Source organism: Paenibacillus sp. FSL M7-1414, assembly GCF_038003195.1.
GTDB classification, from domain to species: domain Bacteria; phylum Bacillota; class Bacilli; order Paenibacillales; family Paenibacillaceae; genus Paenibacillus; species Paenibacillus amylolyticus.
Map to the genome: position 1 here is coordinate 5834462 of NZ_JBBOOS010000001.1, position 25375 is coordinate 5859836.

General features: G+C 45.3%; 27 protein-coding genes. 8 read left to right on the forward strand and 19 right to left on the reverse strand.

The genetic code is table 11. The annotated features are described in order from the left end of the window. Positions 1–88 precede the first annotated feature (88 nt). From MHH92_RS25635 to yyaC, 4 genes are all read right to left on the reverse strand, one after another. Positions 89–1336 (reverse strand): class I SAM-dependent methyltransferase, encoded by a 1248-nt coding sequence (locus MHH92_RS25635; RefSeq protein WP_340907101.1) that lies wholly within the window; start codon positions 1334–1336, stop codon positions 89–91. A 96-nt stretch (positions 1337–1432) separates the two neighbouring features. Next, the gene (locus MHH92_RS25640; protein WP_340907102.1) at positions 1433–2137 is read right to left on the reverse strand and encodes a DUF6483 family protein; all 705 of its coding nucleotides are present in this window, start codon (positions 2135–2137) and stop codon (positions 1433–1435) included. Positions 2138–2566: 429 nt separating this feature from the next. Further along, complete coding sequence (locus MHH92_RS25645) at positions 2567–3361, reverse strand: alpha/beta fold hydrolase (RefSeq protein WP_340907103.1); 795 nt, start codon at positions 3359–3361, stop codon at positions 2567–2569. Positions 3362–3421: 60 nt separating this feature from the next. Further along, the gene (gene yyaC / locus MHH92_RS25650) at positions 3422–3979 is read right to left on the reverse strand and encodes a spore protease YyaC (protein WP_083669892.1); all 558 of its coding nucleotides are present in this window, start codon (positions 3977–3979) and stop codon (positions 3422–3424) included. A gap of 158 nt (positions 3980–4137) precedes the next feature. Here yyaC and MHH92_RS25655 point away from each other — a divergent pair, with 158 nt between their 5' ends. Then, positions 4138–4362, forward strand: a complete 225-nt coding sequence (locus MHH92_RS25655) for a DUF1128 domain-containing protein (RefSeq protein ID WP_017692283.1) — start codon at positions 4138–4140, stop codon at positions 4360–4362. A 64-nt stretch (positions 4363–4426) separates the two neighbouring features. Here MHH92_RS25655 and MHH92_RS25660 read toward each other — a convergent pair whose 3' ends face one another. Both MHH92_RS25660 and MHH92_RS25665 read right to left on the reverse strand, forming a co-directional pair. Next, complete coding sequence (locus MHH92_RS25660) at positions 4427–5152, reverse strand: pirin family protein (protein ID WP_047841568.1); 726 nt, start codon at positions 5150–5152, stop codon at positions 4427–4429. Positions 5153–5291: 139 nt separating this feature from the next. After that, positions 5292–6311, reverse strand: a complete 1020-nt coding sequence (locus tag MHH92_RS25665; RefSeq protein WP_340907104.1) for an asparaginase — start codon at positions 6309–6311, stop codon at positions 5292–5294. Between the two features lie 177 nt (positions 6312–6488). Between MHH92_RS25665 and MHH92_RS25670 the strand changes: the two genes are divergently transcribed. The 4 genes from MHH92_RS25670 to MHH92_RS25685 all read left to right on the forward strand — a co-directional run bounded on the left by MHH92_RS25670 (position 6489) and on the right by MHH92_RS25685 (position 8504). Then, positions 6489–7190, forward strand: a complete 702-nt coding sequence (locus MHH92_RS25670) for a phosphatase PAP2 family protein (RefSeq protein ID WP_253503259.1) — start codon at positions 6489–6491, stop codon at positions 7188–7190. A gap of 134 nt (positions 7191–7324) precedes the next feature. Continuing rightward, entirely contained in the window at positions 7325–7582 is a 258-nt protein-coding gene (locus tag MHH92_RS25675) for a GlsB/YeaQ/YmgE family stress response membrane protein (protein WP_017692278.1), read from the forward strand. 64 nt (positions 7583–7646) lie between these two features. Beyond that, on the forward strand, positions 7647–8054 hold the full coding sequence (locus MHH92_RS25680) for a YtxH domain-containing protein (RefSeq protein ID WP_076212649.1): 408 nt from the start codon (positions 7647–7649) through the stop codon (positions 8052–8054). 84 nt (positions 8055–8138) lie between these two features. Beyond that, complete coding sequence (locus MHH92_RS25685) at positions 8139–8504, forward strand: DUF5665 domain-containing protein (RefSeq protein WP_017692276.1); 366 nt, start codon at positions 8139–8141, stop codon at positions 8502–8504. 28 nt (positions 8505–8532) lie between these two features. Here MHH92_RS25685 and MHH92_RS25690 read toward each other — a convergent pair whose 3' ends face one another. The 11 genes from MHH92_RS25690 to MHH92_RS25740 form a co-directional block, all read right to left on the reverse strand. Then, positions 8533–9558, reverse strand: coding sequence for a magnesium transporter CorA family protein (locus tag MHH92_RS25690; RefSeq protein ID WP_445744718.1), 1026 nt, complete (start codon positions 9556–9558; stop codon positions 8533–8535). Positions 9559–9695: 137 nt separating this feature from the next. After that, on the reverse strand, positions 9696–10469 hold the full coding sequence (locus MHH92_RS25695) for a sigma-70 family RNA polymerase sigma factor (protein WP_047841571.1): 774 nt from the start codon (positions 10467–10469) through the stop codon (positions 9696–9698). Further along, complete coding sequence (gene rsbW / locus MHH92_RS25700) at positions 10466–10918, reverse strand: anti-sigma B factor RsbW (RefSeq protein WP_036606993.1); 453 nt, start codon at positions 10916–10918, stop codon at positions 10466–10468. Before rsbW ends, MHH92_RS25695 begins: the two co-directional genes overlap by 4 nt. A gap of 18 nt (positions 10919–10936) precedes the next feature. After that, complete coding sequence (locus tag MHH92_RS25705; RefSeq protein WP_036606989.1) at positions 10937–11275, reverse strand: STAS domain-containing protein; 339 nt, start codon at positions 11273–11275, stop codon at positions 10937–10939. Positions 11276–11361: 86 nt separating this feature from the next. Beyond that, positions 11362–13038 (reverse strand): response regulator, encoded by a 1677-nt coding sequence (locus MHH92_RS25710; RefSeq protein ID WP_047841572.1) that lies wholly within the window; start codon positions 13036–13038, stop codon positions 11362–11364. 16 nt (positions 13039–13054) lie between these two features. Further along, complete coding sequence (locus MHH92_RS25715; RefSeq protein WP_036606984.1) at positions 13055–13927, reverse strand: CheR family methyltransferase; 873 nt, start codon at positions 13925–13927, stop codon at positions 13055–13057. 86 nt (positions 13928–14013) lie between these two features. Next, on the reverse strand, positions 14014–17739 hold the full coding sequence (locus MHH92_RS25720) for a response regulator (protein WP_340907105.1): 3726 nt from the start codon (positions 17737–17739) through the stop codon (positions 14014–14016). Then, positions 17736–18905, reverse strand: a complete 1170-nt coding sequence (locus MHH92_RS25725; protein ID WP_047841574.1) for a PP2C family protein-serine/threonine phosphatase — start codon at positions 18903–18905, stop codon at positions 17736–17738. Before MHH92_RS25725 ends, MHH92_RS25720 begins: the two co-directional genes overlap by 4 nt. A gap of 341 nt (positions 18906–19246) precedes the next feature. Beyond that, positions 19247–19591, reverse strand: coding sequence for a general stress protein (locus tag MHH92_RS25730; protein ID WP_017692267.1), 345 nt, complete (start codon positions 19589–19591; stop codon positions 19247–19249). Between the two features lie 94 nt (positions 19592–19685). Further along, positions 19686–20219 (reverse strand): hypothetical protein, encoded by a 534-nt coding sequence (locus tag MHH92_RS25735; RefSeq protein ID WP_036668006.1) that lies wholly within the window; start codon positions 20217–20219, stop codon positions 19686–19688. Positions 20220–20287: 68 nt separating this feature from the next. Next, on the reverse strand, positions 20288–20797 hold the full coding sequence (locus MHH92_RS25740) for a DUF948 domain-containing protein (protein WP_036668007.1): 510 nt from the start codon (positions 20795–20797) through the stop codon (positions 20288–20290). A gap of 220 nt (positions 20798–21017) precedes the next feature. Between MHH92_RS25740 and MHH92_RS25745 the strand changes: the two genes are divergently transcribed. Both MHH92_RS25745 and MHH92_RS25750 read left to right on the forward strand, forming a co-directional pair. Then, a complete protein-coding gene (locus tag MHH92_RS25745) occupies positions 21018–21182 on the forward strand; it encodes a DUF1328 domain-containing protein (RefSeq protein ID WP_017692264.1) in 165 nt (54 codons plus the stop codon). 373 nt (positions 21183–21555) lie between these two features. Further along, a complete protein-coding gene (locus tag MHH92_RS25750) occupies positions 21556–22074 on the forward strand; it encodes a hypothetical protein (RefSeq protein WP_051449538.1) in 519 nt (172 codons plus the stop codon). An 80-nt stretch (positions 22075–22154) separates the two neighbouring features. Here MHH92_RS25750 and MHH92_RS25755 read toward each other — a convergent pair whose 3' ends face one another. Further along, a complete protein-coding gene (locus tag MHH92_RS25755) occupies positions 22155–23054 on the reverse strand; it encodes a cation diffusion facilitator family transporter (protein ID WP_340907106.1) in 900 nt (299 codons plus the stop codon). A gap of 290 nt (positions 23055–23344) precedes the next feature. Here MHH92_RS25755 and MHH92_RS25760 point away from each other — a divergent pair, with 290 nt between their 5' ends. After that, a complete protein-coding gene (locus MHH92_RS25760; protein ID WP_017692261.1) occupies positions 23345–23533 on the forward strand; it encodes a hypothetical protein in 189 nt (62 codons plus the stop codon). 113 nt (positions 23534–23646) lie between these two features. Here the strand turns inward: MHH92_RS25760 and MHH92_RS25765 are convergent, their stop codons facing one another. Further along, entirely contained in the window at positions 23647–25272 is a 1626-nt protein-coding gene (locus MHH92_RS25765; protein WP_036606972.1) for an ABC-F family ATP-binding cassette domain-containing protein, read from the reverse strand. Positions 25273–25375: the final 103 nt, after the last annotated feature.

The following is a 25375-nucleotide window of genomic DNA, read 5'->3' on the forward strand; positions in this document are numbered from 1 at the left end:
GTTGCTTGCTACGCAGTATGTGCATTGAATATCATTTTACATTCAGGGACCCTAATTGCAGTATGTCCCTGGATTGGCGTTGGCACACTCAGCAAAGGCCGCAATTTGCGGAATCTTGAACGATTTCTTTGCTCGAATTTGATTTCCCATCGGCCTGCTTGCCATCGCCAGGAAGCAAATCGGCACAAGCCCGCTCCAAATATGGAGTAGCATGAATGAAATCACGGAAAGCCGTATATTCATTCCACATCTCCGTCACTTCGCCAGCCTGACCGCGAACAGCACGAATCAATATGTTTTTAGGCGTATTCTCCATATCGATGAATTCAAGCAATTGTGTCTTGTATCCCATCAGATCAAGCAACTTGGCACGAATCCCATCCGTAGCCAGTGCGGAAAAACGTTCCTTGAGGATGCCATGGGACAACAACGGATTCATCACGGAAGCCTCTACTTGGTCAAACAGTTCATGCTGACAGCAAGGAACAGACAGAATAACAGAAGCCCCCCAACGAACTGCCTTCTCCAAAGCAGCATCGGTAGCTGTATCACAGGCATGCAGCGTGACAACCATATCCACTTCATTCAATTCATCGTAGTCCGCGATGTCTCCAACCAGAAACTTCAGATCACCATAATGCAATCGATTAGCTAGGTCATTACAGTGTTCAATTACATCTGCCTTCAAGTCCAACCCAATAATCTTGAGTGAACGACGTTGTTGTACAGACAGATAATGATATAACGCAAATGTCAGATAAGACTTCCCGCAACCAAAGTCAACGATGGTCAGTGGACGTCCCTCAGGCAGATGCGGAATGACATCCTGCACCATTTCGAGGAAACGGTTGATCTGTCTGAACTTGTCATACTTACGAGCCAGCACACGACCTTCTTCGTTCATAATACCAAGTTCAACGAGGAACGATACAGGTACGCCTTCTTCCAATACATATTGCTTCTTGCGATTATGCGACAGATCCACCGCAGTCTTGGAAGCAGATTTGGTCAGAATGGATACTTTATATTTTTTGCTGATCAAAATTTGATAGTCTGCCTCGGTCGTACAGAGCAGGCCTTGACGAAACGTCTCTTCGCACAGCAAAGTCATGCGCTCAGCCGCTTCAGCCGGAGTCAAATTCTCGTGCAGCACTTTGTTGTTATAATGAAATGCAAATTGATAATGCAGCTGATTCTTCAGTGTCACCGGCTTGACTTGCACTTTGGTATACGAGACATTGTCCCGTCTGCGCAGCTGGCTCCAGGTCGCTGTAATCAGCGAATTCTGTTCAAAGATGTCTTGTATAAGCTTTCGCAATGAATCCACGGGGTACATCTCACTTTCGGTTTGATTTGGTCAACCGTTACCATACCACAATTCCGTTCCCTCTCCAAGTGAAGGCATGTAACAAGCCTTGATCCAATCCATATTTTATGAGTTCATCTCTTGACGATTTAGTTCAGCTAGTCCCTCTTCAACTTCGTTCCGTGGCAGACCGCCCTGCTCCAGTTGTTCGTCCGTGAGTTGGCTCAATCTTTCATAGAACGACTGTACATCATCTCGGTAGCTCACCGGGAATTCAGCACCAAGTTGTAGCAGCCTGTACCAACTGTTCTCTGCCTGGTCGTAACGCCCTTGTTGTTCACGATACAGGGCAAGCTGTCTTTCGGTTCGAGCAGGGAGTTCATATTCTTTCGTAAGCCCCAACACACCCTCCACCCGTTCCGGTGCGTCCAACAACTTGGGATTAGCGCCATGATTCAATGCATACAGGTAAAAATGAAGTGATCTCATCAATCGAATGAGGGCGTCATCCTCTGCGTCCATTCTCTCCTGATCATCTATGCCTTCCACTTTGGCCTTCTCTTGATAGATGTAAGCCTCTTCTTCAATCAGCCTCGCGGCTTGCTGCAGATTATCTACCTCAATTATTCCGCGAAAACGGAACATTTCAATAACATCCTCTGCTGGCAATGAGTTCAGTAGAGATAAGTTCAACCCAAACTGCCTGCGCATCAACTCATCCAGTTCAGACAATGCCTCGGTGTGCTTACGCTGCTGTTTGAGCGTGAACACTTTGCCTATTGCTTCAGTCATTTCCTCCATCATGCGGAGCAGATAATCTTTTCTGAACATGCTGTATGCCCCCTCATCATTCGACCCTATACATTTAATCGCCCTAATATCGTTCCTTTATATTTATTTTAATTCATGCCATCACAAAAAGCCAAAAACAAGACACGCGTGTCTTTGCTCTGGACATGAACACACCAAGCCCCCGCCTATCCCAAAGGGACGTGGCAGGGGCTCGGTTGGAATGGAACTGGTTACTCCTCCTCCACAAGAGGTTGAATCATCCAGAAACCAAACTATATTCTAGGACGTGTCTCAAAACTCGCTGAAGTGCATCTTTTACCGCCTTTTCGCCCCATGCTGCGTCACTTCCCCTTGACGTGCCCCGGCACGCCTGCGGAAAACTTCCTTGCTTGGAACGAAAATTCAGTAAAATCTACTTCCTTCGGAGTTTTCAGACACGCCCTAATGATATCAACATAAATCACTTTATCAATTACTTCGATAATCCAGCATAAATTGTTTAATGATCTGAATTAACTCTTCAGGAGCTTCATACATGCTCATATGACCTGCACCCGCAATCACGGCTTGCACGATATGTGGCTTGTCACTTGTGAATGTACGTTCTGGCGGGATAACAGCATCCTTCTCTCCTGCTACCAGCAATACAGATAAAGGTGTAGCCGATAACACATCGCGGCGATCCGGGCGTTCTCGCATAGCAAGTGCAGCACCAACAGCACCTTGAGGAGCAGTCTGGTAACCAATTTCCTTCACACGTGTTACATGCTTAGATAGCGATTCCACATGTTCCGGTGCAAACAGTCCGGGAACCAGTCCATCTACAAAATTCACGATACCTTCAGTTTGAATGGTGGATACAGCACGAAGGCGTTTTTCCTTGGCTTCTTCACTGTCCGGATAGGCCGTCGAATGAACCAGACCAAATGCATTCAAACGCTCCGGGTGACGTTGCGCAATCGAGAGCGCAATGTATCCCCCCATCGAGTGTCCCAGAAGGACCGCTTTTTCCACGTTCAGCTCATCCATCAACTGTAATACATCGTTGCCCATCTGTTCGATGGTATAACTTCCTACAGGTGCATCTGTTTTTCCGTGTCCACGCAGATCAGGTACGATACAGCGATAGCTGCGTGCCAGTTCAGGTACGACCTCATCCCAATACGATGAACTGCCACAGTATCCGTGGAGCAAAATGAGTGCTTCTCCCTTACCTTGTTCGGCATAACAAATCGTCGTTCCATCACACATCACTTTTTCCATATGAATCCCTCTCTCTGCGCGAATTAAATAATTCAGGTTGTATATTATTAAGCCTACATATCATGAATGAAACGTTTGTCTCCATTTCCATGCTTCAATTGCGGCGTCTGCAATCGTTCGGGACATACCCATAACCAAGTGAAGTGAGGTCATCTGCAAAATGGAATAGGGCCTTGGTCCATTCGCATTAACCACAGCTGCTACACTGTATTGTCCAACAGGGGGTAGCTTGCCTCCGACCGATTGGGCCGGAATGAGTGGGTTATTCGAGAGATAGTATGTACCTACCGCATGCTTTGGACCCAGACATGCATCAATCGCTATGATGGCATGGTGTGCAGGAATAATTGCCAATTTCTTTTCCAGCGTATCTGCATCACAAGGGGAAGACAGCGTGCCAATCACGTTCTCCATTCCACTCTCTTGCAGTAAACTTCCTGTCAGTGGACCCAGAGCATCCCCGGTGGAACGATCAGTACCAATGCAGACAAACGTGATTTCAGCTGGAGAGTGAAGTTGAATGATGTTTTTGAAAAATAAAACCAGATTCTCTGCAGGCACGCCTTTGCGGACTTCCCTTCCTTGATGGCGAACCATTTCTCGCTTATACGCTGCCAAGCTGTATTCCCTCCAGTACACTCAGGTTTCCGTTAAATCCTGTTGTTGTATCCATCATTGTAACCGATGCTTGGTTTCCTCGCAAAAGCATTAGCCTGAGCGCTTCCAATCATGATACAATAACAAGAGTTTCCGATACGGAAGGGATGAACTTAACGATGGATTTAACACAAGCAACAGCAGCCAATATGGAATATATGATTGAAGCGATTAAAACCAAACTTCGTATGGCAAGCGGTGCCGCCATGCAAGCTTCTTCATTCCCACTTGAGAAATATGAAGATCTGTTTGACCTGTATGAAATGATTTTGAGCAAGGAACATCTCAGTATCTCTGAAGTGGAAGCTGTCGCTTCGGAACTGGGTAATCTTCGTAAATCCTAAGCAAAAAAAGGACCTGTTTTCCACATCACCGTGGGAACAGGTCCTTTTTCGCATGTTTATATCCTTAAGGCAGGTCAACCAAAACAAATTCGGCAGGTTCACTGTCTGTGCTCGTGATTTGCAGATCACAGCTTTTGCGAATTCGTGCGGCATCGCCCGGCTTGAGGTTGAAGTTACCATCCGAACAATGAATCTCTACATGTCCACTGATCAGGAAAAGATGTGTCCGTCGGTCTTCATGTTGCGGGTACATCAACTTCTTCCCGGACTCCAAATGGGACAGATAACAGGTTACATCCTGGGAAATAGGCAATGCGCCTTCACTTCCCTCGCCCCCTTGCCCGGATACAATCGGACATAGACGATTCAAATACTCCTGCGGCTCTATTCTCCGATTCGTATAGGAAGGTTTCAGCATACGCTCCGATGGCAAAAACCACATCTGAAGGAAACGTACCGGTTCATCCACTGACGGATTGGTCTCGGAGTGTTCCACTCCCGTACCCGCACTCATCACCTGGACCGTACCCGGTTCAAGCAATTGTTCTGTTCCCATACTATCCGTATGTTTGAGTGTACCCGATATGACATAACTGACAAGTTCAAGATCATGATGTGGATGTTTCTTAAAGCCTTCTTGCGGCATCAGTGTGTTTTCATTATGAGCCAACAGACAGCCAAAATGGGCGTTGCTTGGATCATCATAATCCGCAAAGGAAAAGCTGAATTCACTGTGTATCCAACCTCGATCCGACGTGTGCCTTTCTTCCGATGTCACCACTTTAATCATGTTCATCCACCTCCAAGGGTTTAGAGCTGCCACATTACCGCGGCAGTCCATGCGTGTATATGAATTGTATAGATGAATACCAGTTGGTATGTCATCTTTACCCGGGGTCCGGCAACTCTAATCACGCCCCTTCTTAAGGTTATACGCTATCTTCAAGTGAGTGAAGAATGAACTCACTATCTGCATGACCTACAAGGGTACCCGCATCATTTCGGATGTCCGAAGGGAACACTTCAGCCAATCGTGCAATGGTTCTCTCATTGGAATAACCAATCTGTCTCAGGATGGATTGGGTAATGAAAGCCCACTCTTCCTCGGAACCATCAAGCACCTTGAAGGTGATTCCCAGTCTTTCTTTTTTCAGACCAAATCCGAATACCCCCTTGAATCCACCCTTCGCTACAATGTTATTGTCTTCCAGCAACACTGAATCTACACGCTCCGTGCCACCAACCATCAACGGATGTTCATTCATAGCTGATGTTATGGTCTCTACAGCTGTTCTTGTGGAAGGATCAGCGATAAGGTCCGGACAAGCGAGCTTCAGATAAGCGTTCGACAATGCCGACAACGGCAAAGAAAATACCGGAAAGCCGCAGCCATCCGTCCCAAGCTCAATCTCTTTTTCTTCAATACCTGCCAGGTCGGCAAAGGTTTCAAGAATTTCTCGTTGTACCGGATGATCCGGTTCAGCGTAACTGCCCAGATCAACCTGCTTCATCTGACTGTACCCCAGAATTCCCAGATGTTTTCCGGAGCAGTTGTGCAAGATGCGCCGTTTCTCTCCTTGTCCACGTAACCATTGATTACGGCTTTCTTCATTAAGCGGATAACTTGGTGCACAGATCAGGCATTCTTCTCCCAATCCGATCTTACCGGATAACTGCTCCAGCACCCGAATGTGTTCCGGTTCCGAACGATGCGAAGAGGACATAATGGCAATCTCCTGTGCTGATAGGCCATAGTGACTGGCAATTCCTGCCCGAATACCTGGAATGGCTTGAAAAGGTTTGGCAGATGAACGAGTGAACGCTCTAAAATGAGGGTCACCAGCCGAGTATACGATTCGTCCATACTCATCCGTAATACTTATGTGTCCGTAATGGGCGCATTCCATAACGCCTGCACGGTATTCTTTAATTAACAAGGCACTCTCCATGCGAGTTCTCTCCTTTGTGCTCCCGATTTCATCTCTGCTTTGCGTCACGACGCCGCATGGGATATCTTAAATAGTATAGTACAAAAGCGACGTTTTTACAGTTTTTTCGACAGGCATTTCGGGTATAGCTTTATCATCTATGTTCATCTACTACAATAACTGAAGGAGAAACTCATTATGCCGCGCAAAACGTATTCACCAGACTCATTCAGTTCAAATTCAGGCACGTTATTAAGTCCACTCCTCAACTGGGGTTTGACTGGTCTGGCCCTCAGCGCATCGGTCGTATTTATCCTGGCAGGTCTGGGTGCCTGGTTGGGTGCTGATGTTATTATTCGTCTGGATGATCAAATTCAGCAATTATTTTATCTGAATTCAGATTCACGTCTTCATCTATTCCCTTACACTGCATTCATAACCGCACTGGGTTCATTCAAAATCTCTGCTGTGGCTGCAGGAGGTTTTGCTCTTCTTTTCTTCATTCAACGCAGTCCAAGGTTTGTTGTATATGGATATGCACTCACGGGAAGTTTTGCCATGATGTGGATTTTGAACACGTTATTGAAGGAGTTTTTCAGACGAAGCAGACCTGAACTGGATCATCTGCTGGTCGTTCACGGGTACAGCTTTCCCAGCGGACATGCCATGATCTCCATGGGCTTCTACGGCATGCTCTTTGTAATCTGGGCCATTGAACGGCAACGACATAACTCTTCCGGTGTGTGGCTTCCTGTTCTATGTGGTATTAGTTTTATTTTCTTGATTGGCCTCAGCCGGATCATGTTGGGCGTTCATTATCCTACGGATGTATTTACTGGATTTACTGCTGGATTGGCATGGATCTTCTGTATGGTTAAGGGCATTAAACAAAGCCGCTAAAGAACGAACTCCTCTAATTTCCAGTTCATTCATCCTCATCTTTATTGTTTCACAGGGTTGCACGGGGTTTATATACGAAGTAAGCAAACGCGAACAGACAACATCCTACATCAAGTTTAAAGGAGGCGGTTGTTATGTGGGGCATCATTATCAGCATTGTGATGGCTGTCATCATCGGTTTGATCGGAGATGCACTTGCCGGTCACAATATGCCTGGAGGCATAATCGGTGCAATGATTGCCGGATTTGCCGGAGCCTGGCTGGGAGCACTTTTGCTTGGTAACTGGGGACCAGTTATCGGTAACTTTGCCATCATCCCTGCCATCATTGGTACAGCGCTCTTTGTTTTCTTGCTGGGGCTTGTGTCCAGACTGCTAAGACAGGCTGCCTGATTCGGGCAACAAGGTGTTCGTTGTTTCGTATTTGTTTCTTAAATTGAAGAAGGAGTGATTAGACATGAATAAAGCAGAAGAGCAATATCCTGTACAGACGGGTTCAACTTTCGCAAAAGGTATTTTCATCGGGGGTTTGCTGGGAGCTGCAGCAGCACTACTCTTTGCGCCTAAACCGGGACGTGAATTGCGTGGTGACCTTTCCGAGAAAGTGGGCATCGTTACTGACCGCACCAAAGAAGTGGCAACTGTTGTAAGTGACAAAGCCACTGAACTGGCTAAAACGGTCTCTTCCAAAACTTCCGATATTGCAAAAACGGTAAATCAAGGCCGCAATGATGTAATGGACTCTGTGAGAAAAGCGTCCGCAGATGTGGCTAACGAAGCATCCCGTGCATCTGATGAAGTGGCTGCCGCTTCCGTTGAAGCGAAGGAAGATGCACGTAAAGAACTTAACTCGACTAGCCTGTAAGGCGATACAGATCGAGTGACCAATAGCCAGCTGCACTCCAGCTGGCTATTTTTTATCCAATGAGAGTTGAGGAGGACAAATAATATGAGTAAAGTTACAATCAACGGTAATACTCCAATTACAGGAGGAACACCGGCCCAGCAGTATGATACAAGCGAGCATCCTTTTGAATTACGTCATGAGGTAAAGCGATTGAACACCCGTCTGGACCAGATTGCGGACAGCCTGGAGAGAGCACAGATCAAGGATATTATTGAGAATTACAGCAGTCCCAAAAAGCGGATTATTACCAATTTCACAGCGGGCATGGCACGAGGTCTCGGGTTGACTGTGGGTACCTTTGTTGTTCTCGGTTTGCTGGCATTCATTCTCAGCCAATTCGTGAATATGCCGATTGTAGGCCAGTATATCGCTGACTTGCTCGGTTATATTGAAGATTACAAAAACTAAGAAACTAAGAGGACTAACCAACAGTAGGCTATCCCTTACGTTTTTCCGTTGCTCCTTTTTTCTCTGTCTCTTCAGCTGAAGGCTGTGAGGATTTCACTTTGAGCAGATCTCCTGTCCAGCCTTTCATCATCAGCCATACATACATGCTGATCATGCTTAAGATAATGACAACAAGGACCAGTACAACTCCCCATGATTTGTCGATAAAGGGCAGGTTCTCAAAGTTCATCCCCCATATCGCGCCAGCTGCCGTGGCAGGTATGAACACAGCAGTAACAATGGTCAGTGTCTTCATGATCTCATTGCCACGTACACCGGAGATCGCATTATCAATGGAGATTAACGTATCGATCTCTTTCTCGTAGTGACTAAACAAACGTTCCATTCGCTCTACTCGATGTTGGAGCTGCTGGAAATATCGATTTTCGTTTATTTCATCAAGGTAAGCCTCATGGGAAGCAGCCATCAGTTCCGAGTAGGGGATAAACAGATTGCTCCAGTATAACAGTTCAAATCGAGCGGCCAAAATCTGGTCCATCAAAGTTCGGGCATTGCGGGATTCCATCTTCCGTTCCAGATCACGCAGGTTCATCTCAAAATGATCCATCCCCACATGGTAGTAATGCAGTATAGCTCGAAAAAGTACAAACATCCCGTCCCTGGCTTCACTACATTGCTGTAACATATGGGCACGTTCATCCGTCTTCATAATGCCTCGTGTATTGTCATCCATATTCAAGGTAACCAGGTTATTGCGATCGACATAAAAGAACATCTGATTATCTTTTCTTTTGTCATCTCTCTCATTCTTGATCGCATACAACAATGAACCAAATATGACTGGTTCTTTACCATTCACGAAACGGACGGACAAATAATTCGATTCCACTTCCGGAATCTTATGAAGCCAATACCGCATATCCGGAAACGCCTCTGTCAGCTCCTCCAATGCATCGTTCATGCTATGGGTGTCAGGTGCAACCCAATCCCACCATTGCCAATGGTCCGAGCAAGATAACTTGTCACGGCGAGCTTCCAACTTGATTTGGTTCATAATCACTTTATCCACTCCTGCACTCATGTTCTTCATTGCATGCCCATCTTTTTGATCCCAAAAAGGACACGTATGCATTTCAGCGCATTGACGTGTCCTTCTTTATGCCGTACTCAACAACATTAGGGTTCCATTTGTCATAACATTGAAGCATTAGACATGATCTGTTTCAGTTTCTCTGTAGCTCGCTTCTGAATCCGAGATACACTCATCTGTGAAACACCAAGCTTCTGAGCAATTGCCCGCTGAGATTGGCCATCCTGGAATGCTAGAATAAGTACCTGTTGTTCTTGTTCCTTCAATTGTCCCAATGCCTGTTGCAAGTCCATCCGTTTTTCGACCGAATCATAGTCATTAACATCTGCACTGATCAGTTCTCCCAATGTTGCTGCACTGTCATCCTGAGATAAAGGAGAATCCAGTGATACATAGTGGTAACATTCCCGACCAGCCAGAACTTCAATTGTCTCTTCTGCAGTCAGATCAAGGTATTCAGCAATTTCGTTCACACCGGGTGAGCGCTCCAGCTTAACGGTTAACTCATCAATGGCATGTTGCACAAGGGCTCCCTTTTCCTTAATCCTCCGGGGCACCTGAATATACCAGGATTTATCACGCAAGTAGTTCTTCATATGACCGATCATGCTCTTCATGGCATAAGGTTCAAACGGAATACCCAGGTTGATATCGTATTGCTTAAGCAAACGAATCAAAGCCATCTGCCCGGTCTGATACAAGTCTTCGTATAGATCGGGGCGATTCCGAGCGATTTTACCTGCTGCCATCTTGACCATTGGTTCATATTTACGGATGAGAACTGTTGCAATTTCATTATCTTGGGTCTGCTGGTATTCCCAGATCAAACCTATAGCTTCAGACATGGACTCTGGGGGAGTCACTTTTTCATTCATACTTTCTCCTCACTTCTTGCAAGACGTTTTACGAGTACTACTTTCGTACCTTTGCCCGTCTCACTTTCCACACTGACATCGTCCATCAAGGCTTGCATCAGGTAGAACCCAAGTCCGCCAATCTGTGCTTCCGTCAGTTCTTTGTCGTGTAGACCGGCACGTGACACAGCAGGGTTCATGTTCTCGAAGCTGGCACCTTCGTCCTTGACAATAATGGACAATGTTTCGCCATCCACTTCGAATACAACTTCAACCATGCCGCCTTCGTGTGAGTAGGCATACAATACAGAGTTGTTACAGGCCTCGGATACAGCAACTTTCATATCCTCAATGTCTTCGTAGGAAAATCCCATTTTGGATGCTACTCCATAGAGATTGAGTCTTACAATATCAACGTAATCAGCTGTCGCAGGTAAATTAAGGGTGACTCTTTGAACTTCTGCATTCATTCCTTTTTCGATCCTTTCCTATTGGGAATTCTTCTGTGTGACAAAGAATTTGGCGATGCCCGTCATGTCAAAAAGTTTCTGAATCTGCGCAGGAACTTCCTGTACTTCAAAGCGAGCTTCCATTCCATGTCTTGCCTTCAGAACAGATAACAGGATACCAATCCCTGTACTATCGATATACTTCAATTCTTTCATGTTGATCACAAGATCCTGTTCCTTGTTATCCACGAGCGGCTCCATCACCAAGCGGAAGTCAGGAGCAACCGACAAATCCAGTTCGCCAGTCAGATACACCGTGCACACGCCGTCCTGAGTTTCAGTTCTTGCATTGAATTTTTCATTTTTATTTGTATTCATTAGACATCTCTCTCCTGATCAATGGTTTCCTTACCTAATAACCCAACTTCAGCACGAGTGAATCAGAAAGAAGTTTGGAAAATGTTTCAATTGGCCTGATTCATGGCTGAAGGGCCTGGATCTAACATTTGTCGTTGTTTCTGAAACTGGGCTATTTTCTGTTTTACATTGCCCATTTTCACCGGTTTACTAATATAATCATCCATGCCGGCAGCAATACAGCGCTGCTGAATACCTTCCATTACGTTAGCAGTCATGGCTATAATGATTGGCTGATTAGACTGGGACAGACTCTCTCGAATCCGCCGTGTACATTCCAAACCGTCCATCACAGGCATCTGCAGATCCATAAACACATAGTCATAGGGATAACGGCTGCCGTTTACCATATCGAGTGCGCTCTGTCCATCTTCAGCAATGTCTGAGAGCAACCCCAGCTTACCAAGCATAATCGCCATCAACTTCTGGTTGATAGGATGATCATCCACGATTAAAACCGTAGGATATTTATTCTCATTTTTCACATCCGTTGGTTTCTCTTCCCCGTTCCCCTGGACCAGTTCAGTTTCTACATAACGTTTCGCCTGAATTGTAAATACAAACGTTGCTCCCCGTTGCTCTGTTGTATCCAGATAGATCTGTCCACCCATCATTTCAACCAGAGTCTTGCATATTGCCAGTCCTAAGCCAGTTCCACCGTATTTACGTGTCATGGATGTATCCAGCTGGGAAAATGGCTGGAACAGGCGATCCACTTTGTCTGAAGCGATACCTATCCCGGTGTCTTTAACGGCAAACTCCAATGCCATTTCTCCATCCTTTTCTTCCTTAACTGACACAATCAGATACACTCCACCCTGATCGGTAAATTTGATCGCATTGGCAATAAGATTCAAGAGAACCTGACGGAGCCTTGCCATATCTCCATAGATTAATTCAGGGACAGAATCTTCCAGGAAATAATCCAGTTCTAGGTTCTTTTTGCCTGCTTCTGCAGCAAATAATCCCAACACTTCCCGAATACAGGAGACAATTTCAAAAGGATGCTCTTCAAGTTCCATTTTGCCGGATTCCATCTTGGTAAAATCAAGAATGTCGTTAATGACCGTAACGAGTGCATCTGCACTGCGACGAACGATGTCTGCATATTCCTTCTGATCTTCCCTCAGTTCCGTCTCCATCAGCAGATCAACCATACCGATGACTCCGTTCATCGGAGTACGAATCTCATGACTCATCATTGCCAGGAACTCGGTCTTTGCATTAGCTGCAATTTCTGCTTCTTCCTTGGCCTGAATGAGTTGTTGGTTCATCTTCTCCAGTTCCTGTGTCTTCTGGTGAAGAAGCATGGTCTGTGTCTTCAAACGTTTATTGGTGATAAACATCTCTACAAAACCCTCGATTTTGGATTTCAAAATCTGAGGAATAAATGGCTTAACCATGTAATCAATGGCCCCGGCTGAATATCCGGCAAACAAGTGCTCCGCTTCTCTGCTATTCGCAGAGATGAATATAATCGGCACATCCTTGGACTTGTCCCGTGCCTTAATTAACTTTGCTGTCTCAATTCCGTCCATTCCAGGCATCTGCACATCGAGAACGATAACCGCAAATTCGTCTTTTAGCAGACAGCGGAGTGCCTCTTCTCCGGAAGTTGCCTTAACGAGTTTATATTGTTCCGATTCCAGAACTGCTTCAAGAGCAAGCAAGTTCTCAGGGCGGTCATCTACCAATAATATGTGGATTGGTTCATTGAGCCCCATGGCTAACCCTAACCCCCTATTTGATCTTCCGGTATATTTTTTCGGTCCGGTCTAACGGCTCATAGGTATCACTGAACTCTGTAAAATGTATCGATTCTTTCGACCCCAGAACCAGAATACCAAAGTGGCTCAAGCTCTCATGAAACAGCCCATGCACATGGTTCCGCAGTTCATCATTAAAATAAATCATGACATTACGGCAAAAGATAACATTAAACTCGTTAAATGACCGGTCTGTTGCCAAGTTGTGCTCGGCGAAAATGATGTTCTTCCTTAGGAAAGGATGAAATATCACCGAATTGTATTTCGCTGTATAGTACTCGGAGAAGGCTCTGGTACCCCCTGCCTCCAAATAATTTGTAGTAAATAGTTTCATTTTCTCAATACCATATACGCCTTCTTTGGCCTGTTGCAAAGAGCGATCATTCATATCCGTTGCGTAGATTCTTGCCTTGTCATACAGTCCTTCCTCATGCAACATGATGGCCATGGAATAAACTTCCTCTCCCGTAGAGCATCCCGCATGCCATATTCGGATATACGGGTAGGTTCTCAGGATAGGAATAATCTGTTCCCGAAACATTCGGAAAAGCGAAGGATCTCGAAACATTTCCGTTACAGGGATGGATAAGTTCTGTACAAAACGTTCAAACGCGGAACGGTCATGAAGAACACGCTCCTGCAAGCCGGATATGCTCTTAACACCCTCAGCATGTGCATGATGCCAGATTCTTCGTTTCAGGGATGGCAGTGCATAGTTTCTAAAATCATATCCATATAAACGGTGCATGCCTTCCAACAGCAACTCAATCTCGATCAGCTCGCGTTCTTCATCTTGCGGCATACGGACCAAATCTGCCCCCGTCTCGGTAGGTTCCCACGGTGTCATAAGTTCTCTCCACTTCTTCATTTGTTACTTGCGTATTCGTCGTATTGTCTTTCATTACCCAAACAATGAACATACGAATAATGAACTTACGAATACAGCCATACACGCATTAAGGATAACAATTGATCTGTCTGAATCGGTTTTTTCACATAATCAGATGCTCCGGCCTCAATACATTTGCCGCGATCCTCTTTCATGGCTTTGGCCGTAAGCGCAATAATCGGCAACTTTTCAAACTGCGGGATCTGTCTGATTCGTGTCATCGCTTCATAACCGTCCATCTCTGGCATCATCATATCCATCAGTACCAGATCAAATTCCGGATTTTTGTCCAAAATCTCCAAAGCCTCTCGGCCGTTCTCAGCAAACGTCACATCCATCCGATAGCCTTCAAGAACACTTGAAAGGGCAAATACGTTACGAATATCGTCATCTACAAGCAATATTTTCTTGCCCTCAAACAACGTTTCTTTGTTGTGTAGTTTCTGTAAGATTCGACGCTTGTCTTCCGGCAAATTGGCTTCTACCCGATGCAGGAACAAAGTCGTCTCATCCAGCAGACGTTCCGGTGACTTCACATCCTTGATAATGATGGATTCCGCATATTTGCGCAGCTTCATTTCTTCCTTGGAATCCAGTTCTTTGCCTGTATAAATTATAATCGGCAGATCGTTCAGATATTCATCATCACGAATCTGGTCGAGCAACTCAAACCCGGTCATATCCGTTAACATCAGATCCAGTACCATGCAGTCATAACGCTGGCTGTGTAATTCATTCAATGCCTCACTACCTGTCGATACAGCGGTGATTGCAACATCATCATGACCAATCAATTCGATAATGGCTTTACGCTGAATTTCATCATCTTCGACGATCAACAGTCGTTTCAATTGATTCTCAGTATATGATTTGATATGCGAGAATGCTTTATCCAGTGAATCCTTGCTCGAAGGTTTTTTCAGATACGCAATGGCGCCCATCATCAGACCTTGCTTCATATCATCAATGACTGAAATCACATGAACCGGAATGTGACGTGTTGCCGAACTGCTCTTCAGCTCGCCCAGAATGGTCCAACCATCCATCACCGGCAATTGAATATCCAGGATAATGGCATCCGGCAGATATTGACGTGCCATTTCCAGTCCTTTATCACCTTGAAGGGCAACAAGTGCTTTGAATCCTCTTCCCCTCGCCATATCCATCAAAATATGTGCAAAGTTTACGTCATCCTCAATGATGAGCAGGATTTTGTCACCTTCCATGATATTCTCCCGATCATCTTCGATCTGCGTGACATCTGGAGTATGGGAAGGAGACAGATCTGTACCCACGCTACGCTCCGGATCAGGAGAGAGAATGGACTGATGACTTGAAAGCATGGTCCGTGTTTCGATGGACTGTTCATAAAGATCCTCTGAGGATACAGCTGCTTCTCTTGAAGCACCTTCCTCTACCAAGGCTTCCTCTTCATGATTATCCGGGAGGTATAAAGTAAAGCAGCTACCTTCCCCTTCGGATGATTCCACCTGTATTGCGCCACCAAGTAAACGTGCCAATTCCCTGCTAATGGACAATCCCAGACCAGTTCCACCGTATTTCCGACTTGTGGTCCCGTCTACTTGCTGGAACGCTTCAAAGATCAGATCCGTTTTATCCGATGGAATGCCAATGCCGGTGTCTTTTACACTGAATCCGAGATATTCCTGATTGGTGTTCATATAACCCGGTAACTCTTCCGGTTTCATCCGTCGTCCAATCAGACTAACCGAACCTCGATTGGTGAACTTAAATGCGTTCGACAACAAATTCCGTAAAATCTGTTTGACGCGATGACTGTCGGTGTACACCCATTCCGGTAGATCGCTGTCGAAATCGATATTCAAGTTCAGTTCCTTTTTATTTGCCATCGGTCCAAAGTTCTGCTGAACAAAGCTGGTCAGTTCTTCCATTCGAACTGTCTCATAATTGATATCCATCTTACCTGCGTCCACCTTGGACAGATCCAGAATCTCATCAATCATTTTCAGCAGATCCGCACCCGACATGTAGATGGTTTGCGCATATTCCTGCTGTTTGTCAGTCAGATTACCACCTTTGTTCTCCGACAATAACTGGGACAAAATGAGCAGACTGTTCAATGGTGTACGGAGTTCATGTGACATATTCGCTAAAAATTCGGACTTGTACTTACTTGTCATCGACAGCTGTGTAGCTTGCTGTTCCAACTGTGTCTTCGTTTTCTCAATTTCGTCATTTTTCTCTTCAACTTCACGCACCTGCTCTTCAAGCGCCCGCGTCTTGGCAATGAGTTCCGTATTAAAATGTTCCAGTTCTTCCTGCTGACGCTGCAGCAATTCCTCGGAACGTTTAAGCGCTTCTGTCTGCTCCTCCAGATTCTCATTGGAACGACGAAGTTCTTCTTGCTGTGTCTGCAATTCTTCCGATTGAACCTGCAGTTCCTCAGTCAGTGCCTGGGATTCACGCAGCAGCTCCTCCACACGCAAACGACGTCGAACGTTATTCAAAATTACGCCCAGGTTCATAATCAGTTGTGTGAACAACTGCTTGTGCAGTTCATTGAAACCTTCAAAGGAAGCCACTTCAACTACACCAATCAGTTCATCTTCAAACACGACAGGATAGATCATGATACCCGCAGCACGTGTTGAGCCTGAAGCTGAACCAATATGCACGTAATCATCAGGCGTATTTTCCAGAATAATCGGTGTCATATCCAGCGCGGCTTGACCAATCAGGCCTTCTCCGATGCGATACATTTCCTTACCAACATCTTCGTTCTCTTCAAATGCGTATGCACCGTAACGTCTCAGTTCGTCGGGATGTTTCTCCTCATCGATCAGATAGACGACACCCAACTGAGCACCAAGCACAGGTGTGAACTCACTGATAAACATCTGTGAAATTTGGCGAATGGAGCCAATCCCTCGAAGCAGCTCCGGGACTCTTGCGATGTTCGAACTCATCCAGTTTTGATCCTGCTGAGCCTGCACATAAGCCCTCTCGATCTCCAGTTTTTCTTCCAGATCACTGGATACATCCTTGAACACACTGGCAATCTGACCAATCTCATCGGTTGATTTGACCTGTATGCGCCGAATGGTTCGGTAACGCCCTTTACCAAAACTGTTAATCATCATAGATACAGTGTTCAGACCCCGTGTAATACTTGGCAGCACCCACATAATGACACCCAAAGCAAGCAACAACCCCGCAATCATGATACCTATCGTGATCTGTACTGCTCTCGTATACGCTGCGTTAGCGTTCTTGATCTCGGCATCAATCTCTTGGTCCTGATAACGCGAAAGAGCATTCAAACTATCCACAGCTTCTTTTTGCACTGCGAGTCCTGTTGAATTGCGGTAGTTATTCGCATCTTCTACCCTGCTTTGGGACATCAGGTTGATCTGTCTCGTTGCATAGGAAGTATAAGCAGTCCACGCAGTATTCACACGATCCACCAGTTGATGTTCAGGTGCACTGTCTGCCCGGTTTCTCACTTCTACGAGGTAACCATCCCCCCGATCCTTCATATCCTTCAGGTCACCTTCAGCAGCACTAATTGAATTGTTCGGATTCAATAACAAGTTAGCCAGCACTTTGGCAATATCATTGACCTCTCCACGTACAGCAGATGTGAACCTTACTTTGAGATAACGTTCTTGATACATCTGATCAATCTGTTTATTACTGCTGTTTAACCGTTCATAACTCACAAACGTGAGCACGATCAAAATAGCCATCAGAGCGGTAAAACCAATCAGCAGTTTATTCCTGATCTTCATTCATCCCCCGCTCCTTTATCCAAAGTAATCCAGACCAGACATTTATCATCATCCCGCTCCTGGGGAATTTCGTCGTCAAAAAACATGGCCTGCATAGCAGCTTCATTCCACTGATGTGAGCCGGTCAGTTTTTCGATCAGGAATTCATGTTGCTCCTCCTGCCCGCCCTGAACAGCTTCCAATAATCCATCCGTATAGAGTGCAATATGCCCGTCACCCTCATAATGGATCGTTTGTGGTTCAATATCCATCTTGTCAAATAAACCAACAGGACAGCAGACGCTGTCAAATGTGGTGACACTGCCGTCGTTTCGGAAAAATAAAGCAGGCGGATGCCCTGCATTAACATAATCAATGCGCTTCATCCGTGTATCAACGACCAGATAAATGGCCGTGAAATAATACTGCACCAATTGTTTCTCCAAATGGAGCTGGTTAAAACGACGGTTCAACTCTTGAATGACCTTCTCTGGATCCACATAAGTGGTAACCGTATCTTTCAACACAGAAGCGATAAACATGGTAAACAGGGATGAAGATATCCCGTGTCCCATCATGTCGAGCAGCAGTACTCCGTAACGGCCTTCCCCAAGGGGGTACCAAGAATACAGATCACCCGCAAGCTCAAAGGATGGTTTATAGATGGCATGCACTTGGAACAACGGGTCCCTAATTGCCGGACTTAATACAGCATTTTGGACCATCGCTGCCAACTTGAGTTCATCCTGAATACGTTGATCACGCTCTTTATGCCAATCCTTCTCCTGTTTCAAACGAAGTGCAAGTCGAATTCTGGCCATCAGTTCGACTTTATTAATCGGCTTGGTCACATAATCAGATGCACCAGCATCCAATGCTTCGGCAAGTTTCTTGGAGTCTCCGATGGCAGTCACCATAATAATCGGTATATCCTTCAGATTCTCAAATTTCTGCACAATACTGCAGGCTTCGATACCGTCCATCTCAGGCATCATCATATCTAGCAAAATCAGGTCAATATCCGACGGTCTTGGACGAAGTTCGTTGCTTTCCTCCCCAATTCCTAACACTTCAAACATTTCCATGGCGGAACTCGCCGTTACAATGTCACGATAGTTTTCTTTTTTCAGAATTTCTCGAATGATAATGACATTCGTCGGATTGTCGTCAACAATAAGTATTCTCATTGATATCTCCTTATCTGTGGCGTCCGGGTTTGTCGATTCTTATTAGGTTAAAACAAACGTTGATTATACAAATTTTGCATACAAAACGGCAGTAGACATAATAATTCCTAGTATAACTATAATCGTAAAAACAAAAAAATTCTATCAGTAAATGGCACCATCGTAGGGGAATATCCCCGCGACTCACCCTGTTTTTGCAGCGTCCTGATCCCGCTTCCAAACTTGCAAAAACATAGATAAGGAATGGGGAAAGCCCCATTCCTTATCTATGTTTTTGATTAAGCATTTTACATAAATGATTCAGAAGCTTGTCCATGTTCAGCAAACTTCAACTTATCGGGTTAATCTTTCTTTTTAGCAATAACGAGTACTTTACCTTTGTCGAGCTCACTCTCGTAGAAGTCCGCTTCGGCTTCGGTAAAGCCCATCGAAACAATTTTGGCCCGGAGTTCATCACCACGTGAGCGGAACAGATTCGCCAAGGAATCAAATACGCCTTCTTCCTTTATGCCAATTTCTTTGGCATCTGCTGTATCGGCAATTCGATCTGTACGATCCTTCTCATGGGCGAGAACAAAGATTTGATCAGCAAGGTATCCGGTAATCTGCAATTCTTTCACCGCTTCTACCGCCTGGACTCCGTTTTCTACCACTTTTGCATAAGCTTGCTCATTGGTTGAATTCATCGTTTCCACTCTCCTCTGATTTAATCTTCTGTATCGAGCTACTTAGTATATAACCATACTATATGGGTTTGAAACGATTTGGTAATAACCAATCCTAGGAAACTGTGTCATCAAAAAGATCAATGCCTTCAATCTGATGAGAGCCTGACTTCATATATACCTTCAGAGCCTGGTCTCCACGGAGAAACACTTCTCCGTCCTCTGCCACATAATAAGGTTTCCCTAGAGCATGATGGATCGCTTCAATATTCATCTCAATTCTCTTTCCGTTTAACATGATGTGATTCTCAGATGCATCGATATGCACATATTGAATGACATCCGTATCTTCACACAAGCCAACCTTCACATCATGAAAGTGATATTCAGGACATCCCAGATAAGGATCTTCCTGCTTATACCCCGGCTGGCCCTTCTTGGCCAACAAATCATCCATGGTGTCATCCAGAGAAATGCCATTCAGAGTCCGAAAATGCTGGAAAGTCTCGGATCGATCAACAGCCAGAGTTACCTCTGACGCCTTCTCTTCCATTGCCGTCCATTGCATATCGTGAGCAGCGGGTACCGCTGCCGGTTGAACGGAAAAGGGAGAAATTACGCTAAACATCACAAGCAGTAGTTTCATCATGATTCTCACCCTTTCATCAGGTTCATCACCGCTCTGAAGGCTTCTTCATGGGTTACAAAGCGGTCATGTTACTTGCGCATCCGTTGCCATACATTCGCTGCAACATCAATATACTTCATCCAGTTTTTCCCGCCCTTAGCTTCACCATTATATGTAGCTTCATAGGATTGCAGGGTACGATCCGTTGATGTAGCAGGCGGTGCAGTTACATGAACCGCTTCAGCATGCTTGGTCTGTTCAGCGTTGTTACGTTTGGTCTGAAATTTCGCCATCAGCGTTGTGGAGACTTGTTTGGCTGCTGCCGTCACTTCATTCAACACTTCTCCCAGATTCTCAACAGATTCCATAACAGGATCAATTTTTTTCATTTTGTGTTGTACATCCACCGTAATATCATTGGCATGTCTTACCGTCTGCTTCACTTCATAACTAAGTTCATCAATGGTTTTCTGTACCTCCTGCAATGTCTGTGAGACATTGTCCAAAGAACCCTGAGCGGATTTCAAGGTACGAATTAAAAAGAATACCAGTACTGCAAATGCCACTGCAATCAGGGCCACGCTAATTTGATAGATCATAGAAGAACCTCTCTTTCCATATGTGCATCAGTTTGTTATTGCTATAGTTACCCGGCGATTTCCCAGACGAAACAATATTATATATCCCTTCATATATGCCTTCGCTTGGAAAAAAAACCAATGTTTCAAGCGGTTAGCACTCGGTTAAAGTTAGACTACACAAGGCGGTGAGGTGAACACAACTCACTCCACAATCAATTATACGAAAGGATGAATACTTATGTTGAAATGGTCTGTATTATTTCTAATTATTGCACTGGTAGCAGGTATTTTTGGATTCTTCGGTATTGTTGAAGCAGCTGCTTCAATCGCGAAAGTACTCTTCTTCATCTTTGTTGTACTGTTCGTAATCTCCCTGATTACGGGACGTAGCCGAATGCGATAACCTCAGGCTCTGATCTGACTGAGTGTTTACTAAACGATTACATACAAAAGCCGATCGTGCTCCCAAGCCGATTGGCTTTTGTGCGTTCAGGCATAGGTCAACTTTTCTATATTATGTATTGCACTCCCTTCTGCTTTATTCCAATCCGCTCTCGTATGAATCCCAAAAAAAACAGGACCTTTTTGAGATAGCCAACCCGGTTTTATCCCACTGAAGTATGATATTTACAGGCTTGCTATATACCCACATATGAGCCAGTTGACACTGGAGAATGCAAGAAAATATTGTTATAATTTGTGATTCATAAGGGTGCTTGCTTGGTTACTTGTAATCAGGACAACATTTTACATACCTACCGAGGAGGAAAAACAAAATGAAAAAAATCGTAAGTTTTGCCGCTGCTTTAACGTTGATGGGTTCGATGGCTGCCGCTGCGGGTGCGGAGGAAGCGGTTACTGGAACGGTAAATCCGGAAACAGGAACTGAGGCTACAACAACACCAACGACCACAACAACTCCGGCTGTTGAAGTGAACAAACCTGCTGTAGAAACAGTAGAAGGTACTGCTGAGACTGTAACAGGTACAACAGTAGACACTACAGGTGCAGAAGGTACTTCAACTACAACTGAAACGCCAGCTACGACTACAGATGACAAAATGTTTGAAGAGCCACTCGTAAAACCAGGTGATGAAGTACTGGCACCAACGATGTTGCTGAACCTTCTGGAGCGCACTTGGTTCTATGATGCACCTAACGGTAAACCAATCGGTGCATTAGGCTCCCAAGTCATCGATACAACAGGTGAAGTGGTTGATGGATTCGATGGCGGCGAGTGGGTACAAGTATACACTTGGAAAGGCAAAGCGTGGATCCACGTTGCCATTCAATAACATCGTATAATCGTTCTAACGATAAGTAAAGAGGACAGCACGCACAATCGCGGCTGTCCTCTTTTCATTTTCCAAGATGTTCACTCCCTGTTCAAGGGTTCCCTTGTGACTTCTTCCGTCTTTGGTTCCACATGTACATGTACATGCATGATGTTATGCGATCGCTTCAACCGCTCTTCAACACGGTCACAGATCTGATGGCCTTCAATCAAGCTTAGGCCTCCGTCCACTTCAATGACTACATCCACAAGTACATGACTGCCGTGCACACGTGCCTTCACGTCCTTGATCATCTCAACACCGGGAACGCGTGCTACGGAGGATCTGAGATCCGTCAGTTCCTTCTGGTCAAATCCGTCGGTAAGACGATGTGTAGAATCCCGAAAAATCTCCCAAGCCGTTTTGCAGATCAACAGACCTACAGCAATGGCAGCTACTTTATCCAGCCATGGAAGTCCAAACTGCGCACCTATAATTCCAATTGCAGCGCCTATGCTGACCCAGGCATCGGAACGATTATCTTTCGCCGCAGCCATCAGAGCCTGACTATTAATTTGTTTTGCCAGACGGTGATTGTAACGGTACACGCCTAACATCACCACAGCACAGACTACAGCCACCGCTGCCGCCCACAGGTTTGGAGCAACAAAGGCTCCTTCATACCAGGAGCGAACGGCTTCAACCAATACTTGCAGCCCAACCATAGCCATAATAAATGAAGCTACCAAAGCAGCAACCGTCTCCGCTCTAAAATGACCATAGGCATGATCCGAATCAGGTGGTTTCTGGGAGATCCGAAGCCCAATCAGTACAGCAATGGATGCTACAATATCTGTAAGGTTATTAAAACCATCGGCCAGCAAGGCGCTGGAAGCAAATAAATATCCACAGATCAGCTTAAAAGCGGACAAGACGAGATAGGCTACGATACTAACCCAAGCCCCTCGCTCCCCTTTTCGAATTTCTTCATAAGCGTTCAAACCGGGCGACACCCCTTTAACGTTTCGTATTACGGTTTTTCCATGTTACCAAATGCGGAGCGTGTGGGTCTACAGAAACAGTGTTGCCAGGTTGCATTGCTGTAGGCAAGCCGAAACAAAGTTGCCAGACGGCAGGGCTGTAGTTATTGAGAAAAAATGTTGGCCTGGGTAAAACCAAAGGTTTTGAGCATTTTATCAGGTTGCCCTTGTGGGGCTTTTATAAAACGTATAAAATAGGTACATCCCGTCCAATCTGGACGGCTCACTGTAAGACCGGGAGGGAAATAACGATGAGCGAAAATAACGAACCGAAAAAGGTCAGTTTGCAGGATGCTATACGCCAAAAACTGGCGCAAAAGAAAGAACAAGCAAATTCTGGTAACCAATCCAGCGCCTACTTTGAAGGCGGACCTAAAGCGATGAAGAGTCAAAACAACAAAAAGCCTAACAACCAACGTCGCCGTACTGGTGGATCTTAGGTCTTAAAGCCGCCGAGAAACCATTGAATTACAAAAAGAACCGCAAGCCCTCTTCACAGAGGCTTGCGGTTCTTTGGTGTTCCTATAATCATGTGCCGCAGATGATGCTTAGATTAAGCTTCTACCGGATACATTTTATTGCGCAGTTCTTTGATTTCATCACTTTCCAGATATTCGTCATAGCTCATTTGGCGATCGATGATGCCTGTTGGCGTAATTTCGATAATCCGGTTAGCAATCGTTTGGATGAACTGATGGTCATGGGATGTAAACAGCATTGTGCCGTCAAAGTCAATCATACCGTTATTCAGTGCTGTGATGGATTCAAGATCCAAGTGGTTCGTTGGCTCATCCAGAATCAGTGCGTTTGCACCTGTCTGCATCATTTTTGCCAGCATACAACGAACCTTCTCCCCCCCGGAGAGTACGCTAGCCTTCTTCTGGGACTCCTCACCGGAGAACAGCATACGGCCCAAGAATCCACGCAGATACGTTTCATCCTGATCTTTCGAATACTGACGGAGCCAATCCACGAGAGTCATGTCTACACCGTCAAAATATTGGGAGTTGTCTTTCGGGAAATAAGCCTGAGTCGTCGTTATACCCCAAGTATATTCGCCGCTATCTGCTTCGGTTTCACCCATGAGAATATCAAATAACAGTGATTTGGCATTTCCGTTCGGGCCAACAAATGCAATTTTGTCACCTTTGTTCACCACAAAGCTCACATCATTCAACATTTTCACACCATCGATGGATTTGTCAATACGATCTACCGTCAGCAATTGTTTACCTGCTTCACGTTCAGGCTTGAAGTTGATAAACGGGTATTTACGGTTGGATGGACGAAGGTCATCCAATGTGATTTTGTCGAGTGTTTTCTTCCGGGAAGTCGCCTGTTTGGACTTCGAAGCGTTCGCAGAGAAACGTTGAATAAAGGCTTGTAGCTCTTTAATCTTCTCTTCTTTTTTCTTGTTGGCATCCCGCTGCAGAGCAAGTGCCAATTGGCTGGACTCATACCAGAAGTCATAGTTACCTACGTACATCTGGATTTTACCGAAGTCAATATCTGCGATATGCGTACATACCTTGTTCAGGAAGTGACGGTCATGGGATACCACAATAACGGTACCTTCATAATCCATCAGGAAGTTCTCCAGCCATTGAATGGATTCGAGATCCAAGTGGTTGGTAGGCTCATCGAGCAACAGGTTGTTTGGACGGCCAAACAACGCTTGTGCCAGCAATACACGGACTTTTTCGTTTCCGCTCAGCTCTATCATTTTTTTGTCATGCATGTCACGAACAATGCCAAGACCGATCAGGAGCGCCGCTGCATCTGGTTCAGCATCCCAGCCGTTTTGCTCAGCGAATTCCCCTTCAAGCTCACCTGCACGCAAACCGTCTTCTTCTGTGAAGTCTGCCTTCGCATACAAAGCATCCTTCTCTTTCATGATGGAATACAGACGACTATGACCCATAATTACCGTTTCGAGAACCGGATACTCATCATATTCAAAGTGGTTTTGCTTCAAAACGGCCATACGTTCGCCCGGGGTGATGTGCACCTCTCCCGAGTTGGCTTCAATCTCACCAGACAAAATTTTCAAGAATGTTGATTTGCCGGCTCCGTTGGCGCCGATGAGGCCGTAACAGTTTCCTGGTGTGAATTTGATATTTACATCTTCAAAAAGTGCACGTTTTCCGTAGCGGAGCGTGATGCCGCTTGTACTGATCATTAAGCATACCATCCTTTATTGGTTAATCTGCATACTGCATGAATAGCAAGTTGCGTAAATCATGGATTCAATATCCCGATGCCTATTCTGGCACCATATTATA